This is a genomic window from Tessaracoccus defluvii (assembly GCF_014489575.1).
GTDB lineage: Bacteria > Actinomycetota > Actinomycetes > Propionibacteriales > Propionibacteriaceae > Arachnia > Arachnia defluvii.
This window is the reverse complement of the sequence record NZ_CP060789.1, coordinates 1213623-1229321: the sequence shown is the minus strand read 5'-3', so window position 1 is coordinate 1229321 and position 15699 is coordinate 1213623. Positions and strand designations below refer to the sequence as shown.

17 protein-coding genes are annotated in these 15699 nt (G+C 70.1%); 11 read left to right on the top strand and 6 right to left on the bottom strand.

Annotated features, from left to right (window positions below; translation table 11 throughout):
• Positions 1–14: 14 nt before the first annotated feature.
• Positions 15–2444 carry a DNA gyrase/topoisomerase IV subunit A gene (locus H9L22_RS05910; RefSeq protein ID WP_187721976.1) on the bottom strand — a complete coding sequence of 810 codons (2430 nt, stop codon included), beginning with the start codon at positions 2442–2444 and terminating at the stop codon, positions 15–17.
• An 80-nt stretch (positions 2445–2524) separates the two neighbouring features.
• Positions 2525–3553 carry an App1 family protein gene (locus tag H9L22_RS05905; RefSeq protein ID WP_187721975.1) on the bottom strand — a complete coding sequence of 343 codons (1029 nt, stop codon included), beginning with the start codon at positions 3551–3553 and terminating at the stop codon, positions 2525–2527.
• 36 nt (positions 3554–3589) lie between these two features.
• On the opposite strand from H9L22_RS05905, the gene H9L22_RS05900 reads away from it, so the two are divergent.
• From H9L22_RS05900 to H9L22_RS05885, 4 genes are read left to right on the top strand one after another with little or no spacing between them, the layout of a single operon-like run.
• Entirely contained in the window at positions 3590–4153 is a 564-nt protein-coding gene (locus H9L22_RS05900) for a DUF5998 family protein (protein ID WP_406707812.1), read from the top strand.
• Positions 4153–5274 (top strand): alkaline phosphatase family protein, encoded by a 1122-nt coding sequence (locus H9L22_RS05895; protein ID WP_187721974.1) that lies wholly within the window; start codon positions 4153–4155, stop codon positions 5272–5274. Before H9L22_RS05900 ends, H9L22_RS05895 begins: the two co-directional genes overlap by 1 nt.
• Positions 5271–6515 (top strand): glycosyltransferase, encoded by a 1245-nt coding sequence (locus tag H9L22_RS05890; protein ID WP_187721973.1) that lies wholly within the window; start codon positions 5271–5273, stop codon positions 6513–6515. The genes H9L22_RS05895 and H9L22_RS05890 overlap by 4 nt, the downstream gene beginning before the upstream one ends.
• On the top strand, positions 6508–7158 hold the full coding sequence (locus H9L22_RS05885) for a thymidine kinase (protein WP_187721972.1): 651 nt from the start codon (positions 6508–6510) through the stop codon (positions 7156–7158). The genes H9L22_RS05890 and H9L22_RS05885 overlap by 8 nt, the downstream gene beginning before the upstream one ends.
• 14 nt (positions 7159–7172) lie before the next feature.
• Here H9L22_RS05885 and sepH read toward each other — a convergent pair whose 3' ends face one another.
• Entirely contained in the window at positions 7173–8114 is a 942-nt protein-coding gene (gene sepH / locus H9L22_RS05880; protein ID WP_187721971.1) for a septation protein SepH, read from the bottom strand.
• Positions 8115–8288: 174 nt separating this feature from the next.
• On the opposite strand from sepH, the gene H9L22_RS05875 reads away from it, so the two are divergent.
• Positions 8289–8585 (top strand): DUF4193 domain-containing protein, encoded by a 297-nt coding sequence (locus H9L22_RS05875; protein WP_187721970.1) that lies wholly within the window; start codon positions 8289–8291, stop codon positions 8583–8585.
• 72 nt (positions 8586–8657) lie between these two features.
• Here the strand turns inward: H9L22_RS05875 and H9L22_RS05870 are convergent, their stop codons facing one another.
• Positions 8658–8951: a DUF4235 domain-containing protein gene (locus H9L22_RS05870; protein ID WP_187721969.1), complete on the bottom strand. Its 294-nt coding sequence runs from the start codon at positions 8949–8951 to the stop codon at positions 8658–8660.
• A gap of 61 nt (positions 8952–9012) precedes the next feature.
• On the opposite strand from H9L22_RS05870, the gene H9L22_RS05865 reads away from it, so the two are divergent.
• From H9L22_RS05865 to H9L22_RS05850, 4 genes are read left to right on the top strand one after another with little or no spacing between them, the layout of a single operon-like run.
• On the top strand, positions 9013–9459 hold the full coding sequence (locus tag H9L22_RS05865; RefSeq protein ID WP_187721968.1) for a DUF3093 domain-containing protein: 447 nt from the start codon (positions 9013–9015) through the stop codon (positions 9457–9459).
• Positions 9456–9899 (top strand): dUTP diphosphatase, encoded by a 444-nt coding sequence (gene dut, locus H9L22_RS05860; RefSeq protein WP_226966155.1) that lies wholly within the window; start codon positions 9456–9458, stop codon positions 9897–9899. Before H9L22_RS05865 ends, dut begins: the two co-directional genes overlap by 4 nt.
• A gap of 8 nt (positions 9900–9907) precedes the next feature.
• Positions 9908–10633: a DUF3710 domain-containing protein gene (locus H9L22_RS05855; RefSeq protein WP_187721967.1), complete on the top strand. Its 726-nt coding sequence runs from the start codon at positions 9908–9910 to the stop codon at positions 10631–10633.
• A 5-nt stretch (positions 10634–10638) separates the two neighbouring features.
• A complete protein-coding gene (locus tag H9L22_RS05850; protein WP_187721966.1) occupies positions 10639–10998 on the top strand; it encodes an OB-fold nucleic acid binding domain-containing protein in 360 nt (119 codons plus the stop codon).
• A gap of 21 nt (positions 10999–11019) precedes the next feature.
• Here H9L22_RS05850 and H9L22_RS05845 read toward each other — a convergent pair whose 3' ends face one another.
• Positions 11020–11700, bottom strand: a complete 681-nt coding sequence (locus H9L22_RS05845) for a potassium channel family protein (RefSeq protein WP_187721965.1) — start codon at positions 11698–11700, stop codon at positions 11020–11022.
• Between the two features lie 10 nt (positions 11701–11710).
• Positions 11711–12358, bottom strand: a complete 648-nt coding sequence (locus tag H9L22_RS05840; protein WP_187722581.1) for a potassium channel family protein — start codon at positions 12356–12358, stop codon at positions 11711–11713.
• A gap of 146 nt (positions 12359–12504) precedes the next feature.
• Here H9L22_RS05840 and H9L22_RS05835 point away from each other — a divergent pair, with 146 nt between their 5' ends.
• Complete coding sequence (locus H9L22_RS05835; RefSeq protein WP_187721964.1) at positions 12505–14499, top strand: APC family permease; 1995 nt, start codon at positions 12505–12507, stop codon at positions 14497–14499.
• On the top strand, positions 14496–15623 hold the full coding sequence (locus tag H9L22_RS05830) for a class I SAM-dependent RNA methyltransferase (RefSeq protein WP_187721963.1): 1128 nt from the start codon (positions 14496–14498) through the stop codon (positions 15621–15623). Before H9L22_RS05835 ends, H9L22_RS05830 begins: the two co-directional genes overlap by 4 nt.
• Positions 15624–15699: the final 76 nt, after the last annotated feature.

Sequence of the window (15699 nt, the reverse complement as noted above, 5' to 3'; positions counted from 1 at the left end):
CGAGGTGCACCCGGTCAGCCCCGTCCGCCGAGCATGGTCACCGGCTGGGTGACCGCGGAGCCTGATCCGTCGCGTCGTCCCGGCACGGTCGGCAGCTCCACCGGAGAGCCGCTGGAGGCGGCGGCGACGACCGGTCGACGGCCGATGGCCGCGATGAGCAGCGTGTCCTCACCCACCAGGAACCGGTGGGCGCGGACGCCGCCGGTCGCGCGGCCCTTGGCGGGATACTCCGCCAACGCGGTCACCTTCGCCTGGCCGGTCTCTGTGCCGGGCAGCGAGCCGGCCGAGCCGGACACCGTCACCACGTCGTCCGTCTCGGAATGGGCCTCGCCGAACCAGATCACGCGGGCGCCGGCGGCGAGCTTGATGCCGGCCATGCCGCCGCCGGAGCGGCCCTGGGGGCGGACGGAGGCGGCCGGGAAGTGCAGCAGCTGTGCGTCGCTGGTGATGAAGGCGACGTCGGCCTCGGGGTCGGTCACCTCGAACGCGCCGACGACCTCGTCGCCGTCGTCGAGCCGGATCACGTCCCACGCGTCCTTGCCGAGGACCTCGGCGTTGACGCGCTTGACGACGCCGGTGCGGGTGCCGAGCGCCAGGCCGAGCGAGTCTGGGTCGAGGGAGGTGAGCCCGAGCGGCGTCTCACCCTGTTCGAGCGGCCACAGTTCGGCCGCCAGGCTGCCGCCCTGCAGGCTCGGGGCGGTGGCGGTGAGCGGGACCGTCGGCAGCTCGATCGCGCGGCAGCGCAGCAGCCTGCCGCGGTTGGTCAGGACCCCGAACTCGGCCTGCGCCGTGGTGCGCAGGCGGGCGACGACGACATCGTGGGCGGCGCGTCCCTCGGTGGGCAGATCGTCGGCGGTGTCGGTGCGGGCCACGAGGCCCGAGCCGCTGAGCAGCACCCAGCACGGCGCGTCGGGCACCTCGAGCGGGGTGGCCTTCGCGGGCGTGGCCCCGGAGGAGGCCAGCAGGACCGTGCGGCGGGGGGTGCCGAAGTCGCGGGCGACCTGGGTGAGCTCCTCGCCGACGACCCGCCGCAGCACTCCGTCGTTGTCGATGATGTCGCGCAGGCCGGCGATGCGGGTGGTGAGCTCGTCAGCCTCCCGTTCCAGCTCGATGGTGGAGTAGCGGGTGAGCCGACGCAGCTGCATGTCGAGGATGTAGGTGGCCTGCTCGTCGCTCAGGTCGAACGCGCCCATGAGGCGCTCCTTCGCCTGGCCTGCGTCCTCGGAGGTGCGGATGATCGCGATCACGTCGTCGATGTCGGCGATGGCGATGATGAGTCCGCGGACGAGGTGCAGTCGGTCCTCGGCCTTCCTGAGCTGGAACCGGGTCCGGCGCAGGGTGACGTCGAGCCGGTGCTCGAGGAACACCTCGAGCATCTCCTTGAGCGACATCGTGCGCGGCTGCCCCTCGACGAGCGCGACGGCGTTGATCGCGAAGGTGTCCTCGAGCTTCGTGGCCTTGTAGAGCTGCTCGAGGAGGGCCTCGGGGTTGATGCCGTTCTTCACCTCGATCACCAGCCGCATGCCGTGGGCCAGGTCCGTCAGGTCCTTGACGTCGGCGATGCCGGTGAGCTTCTTGTCGTCGACGCCCTTCTTGATCTGCTCGATGATCTTCTCGGGGCCGACCATGTACGGCAGCTCGGTGACGACGATGCCCATGCGGCGCGGCGTCACCTTCTCGATCCGCGCGGTGGCGCGGATGCGGAGGCTGCCGCGGCCCGTCGCGTAGGCGTCGCGGACGCCGTCGAGCCCGATGATCTTGCCGCCGGTGGGGAAGTCGGGCCCCGGGATGTGGCGCATCAGCTCGTCGAGCTGCATGTCGGGGGCCTTCAGGAGCTGCTGGAGGGCAGCGACGACCTCGATGAGGTTGTGCGGCGCGATGTTGGTGGCCATGCCGACGGCGATGCCGGTCGCCCCGTTGACCAGCAGGTTCGGGATGGCGGAGGGAAGGACGACCGGTTCGGTCTCCTTGCCGTCGTAGTTCGGCTTGAAGTCGACGGTGTCCTCGGCCAGGCCGGTGGTCATGGCCAGCGCGGGGGAGGCCATGCGGCACTCGGTGTATCGCATCGCCGCGGGCCCGGCGTCCAGGGAGCCGAAGTTGCCGTGGCCGTCGACCAGCGGGAGCCGCATCGCCCACGGCTGCCCGATCCGCACGAGCGCGTCGTAGATGGCCGAATCGCCGTGAGGGTGGAGGAGACCCATGACCTGTCCGACGACGCGGGCGCACTTGACGTGGCTGCGGTCGGGCCGGATCCCCATCTGATCCATCGAGTAGAGGATGCGCCGCTGCACGGGCTTGAGCCCGTCGCGTGCATCGGGGAGCGCACGTGAATAGATGACGGAGTAGGCGTACTCCAGGAAGCTCGACTCCATCTCCTGGGTGACATCGACGTCGACGATGTGTTCCTCGTCGGTCAGGTCGTCGTCGATCGTCGGCTTCGCCATCTGGCGGTCTCCTCTGGGCGGGGTTGGTCGGCCCGCAGCCTACCGGTTCGCAGGCGACGGACCGATCCGGCGCGCCGGGCTCAGAGGAGGCGCCGGAGCTTCTCGGCGAGCCCGTCCCCGTCGGGGGCCCGGACCTCCGGGGCCATGTCGGGGGCCCAGCGTTCCTCGGACAGGGCGACCTCCATGGGCAGGCCGTGTGCCAGCGTGTGCTCGCCGGGGGTCAGCTGCCGGATGGCGCGCGCCGCCACATGGTCGGGCTGCAGCGTGGCGAACTCCGCGTAGAGGTCAGGGTCGTGCTGTCCGTCGTCGCCGACCAGCACCCACTTGATGTTGGGCAGGTCGCGGGCGAGTTCGCGCAGGCAGCGGCGCTTGTGGTCGACGCCGCTGCGGAACCAGCCGGTGTTCGTCGGCCCCCAGTCGGTCAGCAGCACCGCGCCCAGCGGGAAGCCGTGTCGGGCCGTGAACCGCTCGATCATCGCGAACGTGTTCCAGGCGCCGGTGGAGACGAAGATGATCGGAGAGCCGGGGTGTGCGGCGAGGAGCTGCTGGTAGAAGCGGGCCATGCCCGGCACCGCCTGCCTGGCCTGCTCGGTCAGCACGAACGAGTTCCAGGCCGCCAGCGTGAGCCGGGGCAGGTAGGTCGACAGGATCGTGTCGTCGATGTCGCTGACGATGCCGAAGGTGATGTCGTCGGCGATGACCTGCACCCGTGCCGTGGCCCGGGCGCCGCCGTGCCCCTCGAGCTGGAGCTCGTGCCAGCCGGGATCCAGCCCGGGGTTGCGCACCCGGACGTCCACGAAGCCGCCGCGGTCCGCTACCACGGGGATCCGCGTGTCGCCGATCACGACGTCGAGCGGGGCGCCGACCAGGGGCGCATTGATGAAGTTGCGCCAGCCCCGTCGGTACAGGAGGGCGGAGGCGGCCTGCACGATGGCCTCGTCCTGCGGCGGCTGCAGGATCACGCGGGCGAGCACGCGCAGCTGCTCGCTCGTGCCGTAGCCGATGTACGGCAGGATCGACTCCCGCCAGCCGCGCCGGATCAGGACCCTGTTCACCAGCGCGTTGGCGCGGTCCTCAATGCGGGCGGCGATGAAGGGGCGGGAGGGCATGACTCAAACCTAACGCAGGCGTGCCATGATGGGCGCGTGAGCCAGCCCACCGACCTCCCTACCGTTCTGCCGTCCGACCTCATGGCGGAGATCGCCGAATGCGGCTTCTACCCGCGGCTGGTCGCCGAGACGGTCGCGCTGGGCCTCGGCGGACGACCGGTGCTCGACCACCTCGTCCAGCATGAGGCCACGTTCGCCGGGCACGAGCTCCACCGGCACCTGACCGTCCTGGTCCGGACCGAGAAGCAGCTGCTGATCTGCCACATCGACGAGGGCGAGGGCGGCCGGACCGAGGCGCTGGCCACCACCGAGATCGTCGCGCTGCGGGCCATCGACTCCGTGGTCCTCACCCGGGCGCTGCAGGATCCGGCCGAACGCGGCGGGCTGCACGAGGCCTGGCTCAGCGTCGTCTGGGGCGCCGCGCGCCGCGTCGATCTGGGCCCCGCCGGCTGCGAGGATCCCACCTGCGAGGCCGACCACGGCTACACGGGCGTGATCCAGCCCGACGACATCACGGTGCGCATGAGCCCACAGGCCGACGGCGACAACGCGCGCCGCCTCATCGCCTTCGGCACCCGCCTGCAGGCGGCTGTCGGCTGATGTCAGCCGACTTCATCGCCCCCCGGTACGCGGACCTGGCACTGGCCAACCTCCTGCCGAGCGTCGTCGCGCGCCTCGAGGGGAACGCGCCGATCATCGACATCCCCGTCGCCCGCCGCTACGTCGTCCTCCTGGTGGACGGGCTCGGCTGGCACCAGCTCGACGGCTACTCCGACCACGCCGAGGTTATGTCGCACGCGCTGCCGGGCGCGCTGCGGCTGACGTGCTCGGTACCCTCCACGACGGCGACGTCGCTCACCTCGCTCGGCTGCGGCTGCGGCCCGGGCGAACACGGGGTCGTCGGTTACACGTTCCGCGAGCCGACGGTCGACCGCGTGGTCAACGCTCTCAGCTGGGACGGCGGCCCCGAGGACATCGCAGCCTTCGCGCAGACGCCGACGCAGTTCGAGCTTCTCGCGCGGCGAGGTGAGGCGACGAGCGCCGTCATGCTCAAGCGGTTCGGCGCGTCCGCGCTGACCCGGCTGGCCTTCGGCGGCGCGCAGCACCGTCCGATCGAGCTCGAGTCCGACCAGCACCACGTCGCGGAGCTCATCAACGAGGCGCTGACCACCGAGCGGCTGGTGTACGCGTACGAGAGGATGCTCGATCACGACGGGCACGGCTTCGGCGTCGGCTCGTGGCAGTGGCTGGAACGGCTGGCCTCGGTCGATGATCTCGTCGCGACCCTTGCAGAGACGCTGCCGGCGGACACCTGCCTCCTCGTGACCGGCGATCACGGCATGGTCAACATCCCCCTCGAATCCCGGATCGTGGCCGAGGAGACGCCGGCCCTGGGCGGCTACGACGTTCTCGGCGGCGAACCCCGGTTCCGCCACATCTACACGACCGACCCCGCCCGTCTGGCCGCCTCCTGGCGCCGCGAGCTCGGGGACCGGGCGCTCGTGCTGCGCCGTGAGGAGGCCGTCGAGGCCGGCTGGTTCGGCCCGCGGATGACGGAGACGAGCCTGGCCAGGATCGGCGACGTCGTCGCCGCCATGACTGGGGACTTCGCCGTCATGAGCCTCGGCAGCCCCGGGGAGTTCGGGCTGGTCGGCATGCACGGGTCGTTGACCGCCACGGAGATGGAGGTTCCGCTCCTCATGCTCGGCGGTTCCCGGTGAGCCTGCGCATCGCGATCATCATCGACGACTTCTTCCCGGCCTCCGGTGGAATCGGCCGTTCCGTGCAGACGCAGCTCGAGGAGCTGACGGCGCTCGGCCACGACGTCACGCTCATCGCCCCCGACCGTCACCTGCAGAAGCCCCGGATCGGCCGCATCATCGAGTGCCCGACCCTCTACGTGGAGGGGCTTCCCGCCCATCTGAGCGTGCTGCACTGCAGCGACCGGCGTGCCCGGCTCATCAACGATGCCGGCCGTTTCGACATCGTCCACAGCCAGACCGAACGCGGCGCGCTCGTGCTCGGCTCGAAGCTGGCGCAGCTGCAGGGGATCCCGCACCTGCACAGCTTCCACGCCAACATCGCCGGCACCCACCAGAGTGTGCGCGGGGCCTTCTGGGGCACCCTCAGCTACCTGCTGCTCGTGCTGCCTGCGCTGCGGAGGGCCAGGAAGGTCGACGGCGTCGCCACCCGGTTCCCCTCCAGGCGCAACGAGGCCGGTGGGCTCTTCGCCAGGATGGACTGGCGCCACTTTGCTGACATCGCGCAGCGGGTGGACGCCTACACGGTTCCCTCGCCCTTCATGCGCGACCTCATCGACGAGGCGTCGGGGCACGCCCTCCGCAGCTACGTGGTGCCGACGGGGATCAACCGCGGCATGCAGGCGGCCATCGAGCAGGCACCGCGGGAACGGACGGGGGACGGCCGGGTCAGGTTCCTGTCCGTCGGCCGGCTCGCCAAGGAAAAGCGCCTCGACGTCATGGTCAAGGCGTTCCGCAGGGCCGATCTTCCCGATGCCGAGCTGGTCATCGTCGGCGACGGCGACCAGCGTGACGTGCTGAAACGCCTCGCCGCGGGAGCGGACAACATCGACTTCCGCTGGCACCTGTCCGCGCTGCCCGCGATCGCCTACGAACTCGTCAATGCGGACGCGCTGGTGCTCAGCTCGTACCGGTTCGATTCGCAGGGTCTGGTGATCACCGAGGCCGTGGCCGCAGGGCTGCCCGTCTTGTACTGCGACGACCGCCTCACCGTCGGGCTGTCACAGGAGACGGCGCTGCTGACCCAGCCGGACACGGCGTCGCTCGCGCAGGGCTTCCGCGCCCTCATGGACGACGCGCTTCGCCGTAGGATGTCCGCTGCCACCACGGACCTGCTGCCCGGGCTCAGCCCCGAACGGACGGCGCAGGGCTACGTGGAGGCCTACCTCGACCTGATCGAACGAGAGGCGACGAGTGGCTGAACTCGTGTTCCACACCGGCCCCATGGACTGCGGCAAGTCGACGCTTGCGCTGCAGCTGGACTACATCCAGACGACCCACGGCCGCATCGGCCGGGTCTTCACCTCGCAGGACCGCGCGGGCAACGGGGTGATCACCTCGCGGCTCGGCCTGACCGCCGCTGCCCTCGAGGTGGCCGCCGACTTCGACTTCTGGCGCTACGTGATCGGCGAACTGACGACCGGCAAGCGGGTCGACTACATCGTCTGTGACGAGGCGCAGTTCTATCAGGCCGAGCAGGTCGATCAGCTGGCCCGCATCGTCGACGAGTTGCAGCTCGACGTCTACGCCTTCGGGATCCTGGCCGACTTCCGCACGCGGCTGTTCGCCGGCTCCCAGCGGCTCGTCGAACTGGCCGACCGTGTCGAGACCCTGCCGCTCGGCCCGCTGTGCTGGTGCGGGGCGCGAGGCACCCACAACGCGCGGACGGTCGACGGGCTGATGGTCACCGAGGGATCGCAGGTGGTCGTCGGGGACACGGGCTCCGGCCGCGAGGTGCGCTACGAAGTGCTCTGCCGCGCGCATCACAGGCGCCGGATGACGGCGACGCGGGCGAAGGCGACGCTGTCGCCCGATCCGCTGCCGTTCGATCCCGAGAACTTCTAGCGGGGGAGCGGCCTCTAGGCGGGGCCGCCGAACATGATCTCGTCCCACGAGGGGATGGAGGCCCGCTTCTTGCGCGGCTTCTTGACCGGGGCCTCGGGTCCGCCCTCCACCAGGGGTTCCTGGGTCGGGACCGTCGCCGCGGGGGATTGTGACTCCGCCTCTCCCGGCGGCTCCTCGTCGACGGGCTCCTGAGCCTCGTCGGCCTCGGCCGCAGCTTCGTCGTCCTCCGGGGCGAGATCGTCCACGCTGAGGTCGTCGTCGTCCGCAGCCACCGGCTCGTCGTCCGTCGGCTCCGGCGAGGGGGCATCGTCGAAGAAGCCCGTGTAGATCCGGACCGAGTCCTCGCTGATGCCGCTCAGCATGTCGTAGAGGCGGTCGAGCTGGGACGTGTCCTCGTTGCCGTCGTGCATCAGGTCGGGCTCCGGCACGTCGTCGCCGGGCGCCGCGGGCCTGTCACCGCCCTGGACGGCGCGCACCAGCGCCAGCTCGTCCTGGAAGTCGACCGTGTTCTCCTCCTCCGGGGCGGCGCCTGGCGCCTCCTCCCCGATCATCCAGCGGGCGTCGAGGTTGTCGGCCACGGAGTAGCGGCCCTTGGCGTCGTAGATGAACTCGGCCACCCGGGCCTCGGCCTCGTCGGTGCCGAGCCGACCGACGACCCGCCACTTGAGGTCGGGCTGACGCCACGCGTCCCACGTGACGTCGTCGGCGTCGAGGCCGCGGGACCGGAGCCGATGGGCGATGAGTTCGCCGAGGCGACGGTGTGAGCCCGCCTCGCCGCGGCGGCGGATGGTGGCCGACAGCGCCGCGGTGGCGATGTGTTCACGCTCGGCCAGGACCGGGCCGGCGAACACCTCCACGCGGGCAGGGTCCATGCCCGATTCCTCGGAGATCGCGGCGACCGCGTCACCGCCACGGATGCGCGCCTGGATCTCGCGCGGGCTCAGTGCGTTGTCCATGATTCCTCGTCCATCTCCAGCTCGGTCCCCGACAACCTACCAGCGTGACTGCCTCAGACGCGGGAGCCGGGCCGGCCGACCCTCCCGCTGTCAGTGAACAGAGGACCCCAGGGGTTGACGTGACGGCCAGATGTGGTACACATGAGCCCGTTCGCGGCGAAGAAAGGATCTCGGATGGCAACTGATTACGATGCTCCGCGCAAAACCGAAGAGGAACTGAGCGAGGACTCGCTCGAGGAACTCAAGTCCCGCCGGAACGACAAGAATTCCGGCAAGGTCGATGAGGATGAGGTTGAGGCGGCCGAATCGTTTGAGCTGCCTGGCGCCGACCTGTCCCATGAGGAACTGACCGTCCGGGTTCTCCCCCGGCAGTCCAACGAGTTCACCTGCTCCTCCTGCTTCCTGGTCAAGTCGACCAGCCAGCTGGCGGAGACCAAGGGTGACAAGCAGTACTGCGTCGACTGCGTCTGATCGACGACACGAGGGAGCCCGGCAGCCATCGGCTGCCGGGCTCCTTTCTGCATCGTCCCCGGTTGGCCCGGCTCAGAAGTCGAGCTTGTTGCGCAGCCTGCCGGGGGAGGGGTGGCTGAAGTTGGCCACCCAGCGCCTGGCCACGTAGCGGTTCATCACCAGCTGCGCGACGCCCACACCCAGTCCGCTCGCGGCCGCCCAGATCAGGGCCTGGGTGAGCGGGGTCTCGGGGTCGTTCGGGTCGGGCGGATTGTCGCCGGTGGAGGCGACCCACACCTTCGTGACGACCTTCTGGGCGACGATGGTGGTCACTGCGCCGATCGCGCCGGCGTACACCTTCCACATCAGCTTCTCGGTTGCGGCCATGATGGTCCCTTCTTGACTGGCTTGTCGCAGCCCATTATGCCGAACGGGCTAGAGTGATCGGGTGACCTACTCCGAACGGTTGAAGGTGCCTGCGCTGTGGCTCGTCGTCGCCGCGCTGGGGCTCCTCAGTCTCGCTGTCGCCGTCTTCGCCTATCTGCCGGTCGGGCAGTCGGCGGCCTTCACAGGCCTCGCCGTCGTGGGCGCCGCAGTGGGGCTCCACGCCTATGGGCGGACGCCGCTGACCGTCGACGGGGAGGCGTTCACCGCGGGTCGCTACCGGCTGGAACGCTCCTACATCGCGGACGCGGAGGCCATCACCGGCGCGGACGCCGCCCACGCCGTGGGGCCGGGCGCCGACCACCGCGCGTTCCTGTTCACCAGGCCCTTCATCCGGGACGTCGTCAAGGTGACCCTCGACGACCCGGCCGATCCGCACCCCTACTGGCTGGTCAGCACCCGCGACGCCGCCGCGCTGGCAGCAGCCCTCACCGGGAAGCCGCTGCCGTGATCGTCCCCACAGTGCTGGACGGCGGCAGCCTGCCCAGCTATGCCCGCCCCGGCGATGCGGGCGCCGACCTGACCATCACCGAGGCCTGCGTGCTGGCACCGGGCGAGCGACGCCTCGTCGGCACGGGGGTCAGGGTCGCGATCCCGGCCGGCCACGTCGGCCTCATCACCCCCCGCTCCGGGCTGGCCGCGCGCTCCGGGCTGAGCATCGTGAACTCGCCGGGGGTCATCGACTCCGGCTACCGGGGGGAGCTCAAGGTCGCGCTCATCAACCTGGACCGGGACGAGCCCATCGCCCTGGCCGCGGGCGACCGGATCGCCCAACTGCTGATCCTGCCGTTCGTGACGGCGGTGTTCGAGTCCGTGGACTCCCTCGATGAGACCGTTCGCGGCAGCGGTGGCTATGGTTCTACCGGCGGAGTCTCCGCCACGAGACTGTGAGGGACAGCATGATTTTCGGTCGCAGGAAGCGCGGGAACGCCGTCGAGGACGATCTCCGCGAGGAGCAGGCCCCCGAAGAGACCGCGATGCCCGAGGACGACGACGTCGACGCCGACGTCGCGCCCGGCGAGGAACTGTCCCCCGAGGAGCTCCAGGCCCGTGAGTGGGACGCCGCCTTCACCCGTACCGAGGGCCCCTTCGACATCTCCGAGGTGGACCTCGACGCCGACGACGTCAAGCGGGTCGACTTCGGCGCGCTGGTCGCCACCCCGTTCGAGGGGATGACCATGCAGCTCAACGTGCACCGCGAGTCGAAGGGCGTGCAGTCCATCCTCGTCGGTGACGGTCAGTCGGGCCTCGAGGTCTCGCTGTTCGCGGGCCCCAACAAGTCGTCCATGGCCGACGAGGTGCGGGCGGAGATCGCGAAGAGCACCGTCGCGCAGGGTGGCCAGGTCAAGCTGGTCGAGGGCCCGTTCGGTGCCGAGATGCGCCGCGCCGTGCCGGTCACCGACCCCGAGGGCCGCAAGGCGCTCCACGTCTCGCGCACCTGGCTCGTGTCCGGGCCCGGGTGGCTGCTGCGGGGCGTCCTGCTCGGCAAGGCGACGTTCGAGCCCGAGAACGAGGACGCCCAGGTGGCGCTGTTCGAGTTCTTCAGCAACCTCGTCGTCCGCCGCGGGACCCAGCCCGCCGCGCCGGGGAGCGCTCTGGCGCTGCGGATGCCGGAACAGGAGTAGCGGCCATGGGCCACCAGCCGCTGAGCGAGAAACTGCGACGCTTCTTCCTCACGGCGGAGGAGCTGGAGGCGACCGAACTGCGGGAATCCGCGGAGGACTCCGGCTGCCAGACGCTGGCGGACAGCCCGCCCCGATCGGTCGTCAGGCTCCAGGGCACCGTCACATCGGTGACCTCCGACGCCGACAACGGCTGGCTCGAGGCCGAGATGAACGACGGCACGGGCACGCTCCGGCTGATCTGGATGGGCCGGGACCGGCTCAGCTGCCTGCTGCCCGGGCGCCACATCCGCGTCACGGGCCGGTTGGCCGCGGTCGAGGGGCATCCGGTCATCTACAACCCCGACTACGAGATCCTGCGGGGCTGACGCCCGCCGCGTCGTTCGGCGTCAGTCCTGTTCGGCGTCGAGGTCGTCGCCGCCCAGCATATCGATGAGCTCGGCCTCGGACTCCTGCGTGACGATGAACAGCAGCTCGTCGCCGGCCTCGAAGGCTCGGTCCCGCTCGGGGGTCAGGGGAGCGCCGTCGCGGATGATCGCGACGCAGACCGCGTCGCCGGGGAAGCCGACGTCACGCAGCCGTCGCCCGACCAGCGGGTTGTCCTCGGGAAGAGTCACCTCAGAGAGGTGTGCCGTCGACTTCTTGAAGGTGAGCAGCCGCACGAGATCGCCCGTCGAGACGGCCTCTTCGACGAGGGCCGACATCAGACGGGGGGTGGAGACCGAGACGTCGACCCCCCACTGCTCGCTGAACATCCACTCGTTGCCGGGATGGTTGACGCGCCCGACTGTGCGGGGCACCCCGAACTCCGTCTTCGCGAGCAGCGAGTAGACCAGGTTGGCCTTGTCGTCGCCGGTGGCCGCGATGGAGACGTCGTAGCTTTCGAGGTTCGCCTCCTCGAGCGACTGCAGCTCGCAGGCGTCGGCCTCGACCCAGACCGCTCCCGGCACGGAGTCGAGCTTGATGGCGGCGGCGGAACGTTCGATGAGCAGGACGTGGTGACCGTTGGCAAGCAGCTCGCGGGCGATGGAGCGCCCGACGTTGCCGGCTCCTGCGATGGCGATGCGCATGTCGGCTTCCTCAGTTCTGGACGGGTGGATGGGCGAACAGGTGCTCGAGCTCGTCCGTGCGCTCCGTCATGCAGGCCACGAAGAGGATGTCGCCGTCCTGGTAGATGGTGTCGCGGTCGGGCACCAGGCCGCGACCGACACGCTGCACGAACGGGATGGGGGCGGCTGCTGCGCGCGACAGCTCGCTGATCCGGCGGCCGACCCAGCCCCCGTGTACATGGACCTGCAGCAGGCGGGCGTCCCCTGTCGGGTCGCGCCAGACGGGCTGGCTCCCCTCGGGCAGGAGGCGGCGCAGGACCTGCAGCACCGTCCACTTGACCGTGGCCACGGTCGGGATGCCGAGCCGTTCGTAGACCTCTGCACGGCCCTGGTCGTAGATGCGGGCCACCACGTTGTCGATGTGGTAGTTCTCCTTCACGACCCGGGCCGCGAGGATGTTGGAGTTGTCGCCGGAGGAGACCGCGGCGAAGCCGTCGGCCCGACGGATCCCTGCCGCCTCGAGCACCTCGCGGTCGAAGCCGACGCCCTTGATGGTGACGCCGTTGAAGTCCTGTCCCAGCCGACGGAACGCCTCGACGTTCACGTCGATGACGGCGACGCTGTGGCCGCGCTTCTCCAGGCCGGTGGCCAGCATGGCGCCCACCCGGCCGCAGCCCATGATGACGATGTGCACTCGTCCTCCTTGCGATTCATGGCGAACATAGCACCGTGGGGGCCGTCCGGTTGGCCGAGGGGGACGCGTCCGTGGGCGACCTGATTCGACGTCACTAGGACTTTGGGTCCCGCAAGGTCTAGCGTGTCCCCGTGAACGTGCTCTCGGCTGTCAAGCGGATGCTGGTGGGGCGCCGGCTGGCGAACACCCAGCTGGGCGAGACGCTGCTGCCCAAGCGCATCGCGCTCCCCGTGTTCGCGTCCGACGCGCTCAGCTCCGTCGCCTACGCCCCTGACGAGATCCTGATCACCCTCTCCCTGGCGGGGATGGCCGGGTTCATGTTCTCGTGGCAGGTCGGGCTCGCCGTCGGCGTCGTCATCGCCGTCGTCGTCATGTCCTACCGGCAGACGGTGCACGCCTATCCCAGCGGAGGCGGCGACTACGAGGTGGCGAAGGTCAACCTCGGGCGCCACGCAGGCCTGACCGTGGCGTCCGCCCTGCTGGTCGACTATGTGCTCACCGTGGCGGTGTCCGTGTCCGCCGGCGTCATCAACGCCAAGGCGATGTTCCCGTTCCTCGAGGGCTACGAGGCCGTCACGGCGGCCGTCGTCATCGCGCTCCTCATGATCGTCAACCTCCGCGGCGTGCGGGAGTCGGGCGGGGCGTTCGCGCTCCCCACCTACGTGTTCATGGGTTCGATGCTCTCCATGATCGGCATCGGTCTCTTTCGCATCTTCGTACTCGGCCAGGACCTGATGAGCGAGACGGCGGACCTGACGGTGGTCCGTCCCGACGGCGCCGAGGAGGTCGCCGGCTGGGCACTCATCGCGATCCTGGCCAGGGCGTTCTCGTCGGGCTGTGCCGCCCTGACCGGTGTCGAGGCCATCAGCAATGGTGTGCCGGCCTTCAAGCCGCCCAAGAGCCGCAACGCTGCCCGGGTTCTCGCCATGCTGGGCGCGCTCGCCATCACGATGCTGCTGGGCATCATCACGCTCGCGAACCTCACCAGGGTCCACCTGATCGACGAGCTGACCGGCACGCACTACATCGACGCCGCTGGCCAGACGATCCACTCGGCGGCGACCACCGTGACCGGCCAGCTGGCACGGGTCGTCTTCATGGACTGGTTCGCGCCCGGCTTCTATGTCGTCATCACCGCCACCATGCTGATCCTCTTCCTGGCCGCGAACACCGCCTTCAACGGCTTCCCTGCGCTGGCCTCGATCCTGGCCAAGGACGCCTACCTGCCCCGGCAGCTGCACAGCCGCGGCGACCGCCTCGCCTTCTCCAACGGCATCGTCGCGCTCGCCGTGTCCGCCATCGTCCTCGTGCTCGTCTTCAACGCCTCCGTCACCGCGCTGATCCAGCTCTACGTGGTCGGCGTGTTCATCTCCTTCACCCTCGGCCAGATCGGCATGATCCGGCACTGGACCGTCGCGCTGCGGGACGAGGACGAGCCCGCCAAGAAGTCGCGCATGAAGCGCTCGCGCATCATCAACATCGTGGGCGCCTCGCTCACGGGACTGGTGCTCATCGTGGTGCTGGTGTCGAAGTTCACACACGGCGCCTACCTCGCGCTGGTGGCCATGGGGGCCATGTACGCGCTGATGCTGGCGATCTCCAACCACTACCGCGCCGTGGAGGAGGAGGTTGCACTCACCTCCGATTCGGACCGTGCCCTCCCGAGCAGGGTGCGTTCCGTGGTCCTCGTCCAGCGGGTGAACCTGCCGACGGCGAAGGCGATCGCGTTCGCCAGGGCGACGCGCCCGACGACGCTTACCGCCGTCGCCGTTGCGATCGACGACGAGCAGGTAGAGCGGATCCTCGACGAGTGGGAGGCCGAGGACTTCGGCATTCCGCTGAAGGTGATCTCCTCGCCCTACCGGGAGATCACCGGCCCGTTCATCAAGTTCGTCAGTGAGCTACGCACGGAGAACCCGCGCGACGTGGTGAGCGTCTACATCCCGGAGTATGTCGTCGGCCACTGGTGGGAGCAGCTCCTGCACAACCAGACGGCGCTCCTGATCCGCACGCGACTCCACTTCATGACCGGCGTCATGGTCACGTCCGTGCCCTACCAGCTGCGGAGCTCCGGGGCGCGACGCGACCGGGCCCGCAAGGCGACAGAGACGAGGGTACGTCGATGAGTATCGAACTGACGCTGGAGCGCGTAGCCCACGGCGGCATCGTGGTCGGCCACACCGAGGGGAAGGTCGTCTTCGTCACCGGGGGACTGCCCGGCGAACGCGTCCGCGTCGACGTCACGCAGACCGGCAAGCGCTTCGATCGCGGCGAGGTCGTCGAGGTGCTCGAGGCCGCGCCCGGTCGCGTCGAGCCACCCTGCCCGGTTGCGGGGCGCTGCGGCGGCTGCGACTGGCAGCACGCCGACGCGTCCACCCAGCTCGACCTGAAGACGGCCGTCGTCGCCGAGCAGCTGCAGCGACTCGCCGGCATCGAGTGGGACGGGCGCGTCGAGGCGGTCGACGGTGGACTGACCGGCTGGCGCACCCGGCTGCGTTTCGCCACCGACGACGACGGCAACGTCGGTTTCCGCGGGCGCCGCAGCCACGAGATCGTCGCGCTGCCGCCACAGGGCTGCCTGATCGCCGTCGACCTGCCCTACCCGGACATCGCGGCCGTGGCCGAGCCCGGCGGCGAGGTCGTGGTGGCGGTCGCCGACAACGGGACCGCGGTGCTGGGGCCGCGCCGTCGACTCGGACCCGACCCGGTGCGGCAGAGCGCGCAGGGCAGGGACTTCCTGGTCGCCGCGAACGGCTTCTGGCAGTCGCACCGCTCGGCCCCCGACGTGCTCTGCGACGTCGTCCTGGAGGGACTGAACCCGCGGCCGGGGGAGAGCGCGCTGGATCTCTACTGCGGTGTCGGCCTGTTCGCCGGGGCGCTGGTGGACGCGGGCTGCACCGTCACTGGGGTCGAGGCCTCGCGGCAGGCAGTCGCCGCCGCCCGCCACAACGTGCCGGAGGCGACCTTCATCGACCAGCCCATGGAGCGGGCCGCGGCCAGGCTGCCGCGCCAGGTCGATCTGGTGGTCCTGGACCCGCCCCGCAAGGGCGCCGGCGCCGACATGGTCCGTGCCGTCGTTGCGCGGGAACCGCGGGCCATCGCCTACGTGGCCTGTGACCCGGCCGCACTGGGCCGTGACCTGGCGACCTTCGCGGAGGAGGGGTACGCGCCGACGTCCATCCGTGGCTTCGACCTGTTCCCCATGACGCACCACGTCGAGTGCGTCGCGATCCTGCGCCGCTCCGCCTGACGCGGACCGTTCGGGCATAGGATTGGTGCCGTCCGGCCCAGGCGCGCCACGACGATCCAGCGTGGTATCTTGATGT

Excerpts from the sequence above, each read along its gene's own strand:
- H9L22_RS05850 (WP_187721966.1), top strand. The coding sequence starts at position 10,639 with ATGGGCCACCAGCCGCTGAGCGAGAAACTGCGACGCTTCTTCCTCACG.
- H9L22_RS05910 (WP_187721976.1), bottom strand. The coding sequence starts at position 2,444 with ATGGCGAAGCCGACGATCGACGACGACCTGACCGACGAGGAACACATC.
- H9L22_RS05830 (WP_187721963.1), top strand. The coding sequence starts at position 14,496 with ATGAGTATCGAACTGACGCTGGAGCGCGTAGCCCACGGCGGCATCGTG.
- H9L22_RS05855 (WP_187721967.1), top strand. The coding sequence starts at position 9,908 with ATGATTTTCGGTCGCAGGAAGCGCGGGAACGCCGTCGAGGACGATCTC.
- H9L22_RS05845 (WP_187721965.1), bottom strand. The coding sequence starts at position 11,700 with ATGCGCATCGCCATCGCAGGAGCCGGCAACGTCGGGCGCTCCATCGCC.
- H9L22_RS05870 (WP_187721969.1), bottom strand. The coding sequence starts at position 8,951 with ATGGCCGCAACCGAGAAGCTGATGTGGAAGGTGTACGCCGGCGCGATC.
- H9L22_RS05875 (WP_187721970.1), top strand. The coding sequence starts at position 8,289 with ATGGCAACTGATTACGATGCTCCGCGCAAAACCGAAGAGGAACTGAGC.
- H9L22_RS05840 (WP_187722581.1), bottom strand. The coding sequence starts at position 12,358 with ATGGGCTGCGGCCGGGTGGGCGCCATGCTGGCCACCGGCCTGGAGAAG.
- H9L22_RS05905 (WP_187721975.1), bottom strand. The coding sequence starts at position 3,553 with ATGCCCTCCCGCCCCTTCATCGCCGCCCGCATTGAGGACCGCGCCAAC.
- sepH (WP_187721971.1), bottom strand. The coding sequence starts at position 8,114 with ATGGACAACGCACTGAGCCCGCGCGAGATCCAGGCGCGCATCCGTGGC.
- H9L22_RS05895 (WP_187721974.1), top strand. The coding sequence starts at position 4,153 with ATGTCAGCCGACTTCATCGCCCCCCGGTACGCGGACCTGGCACTGGCC.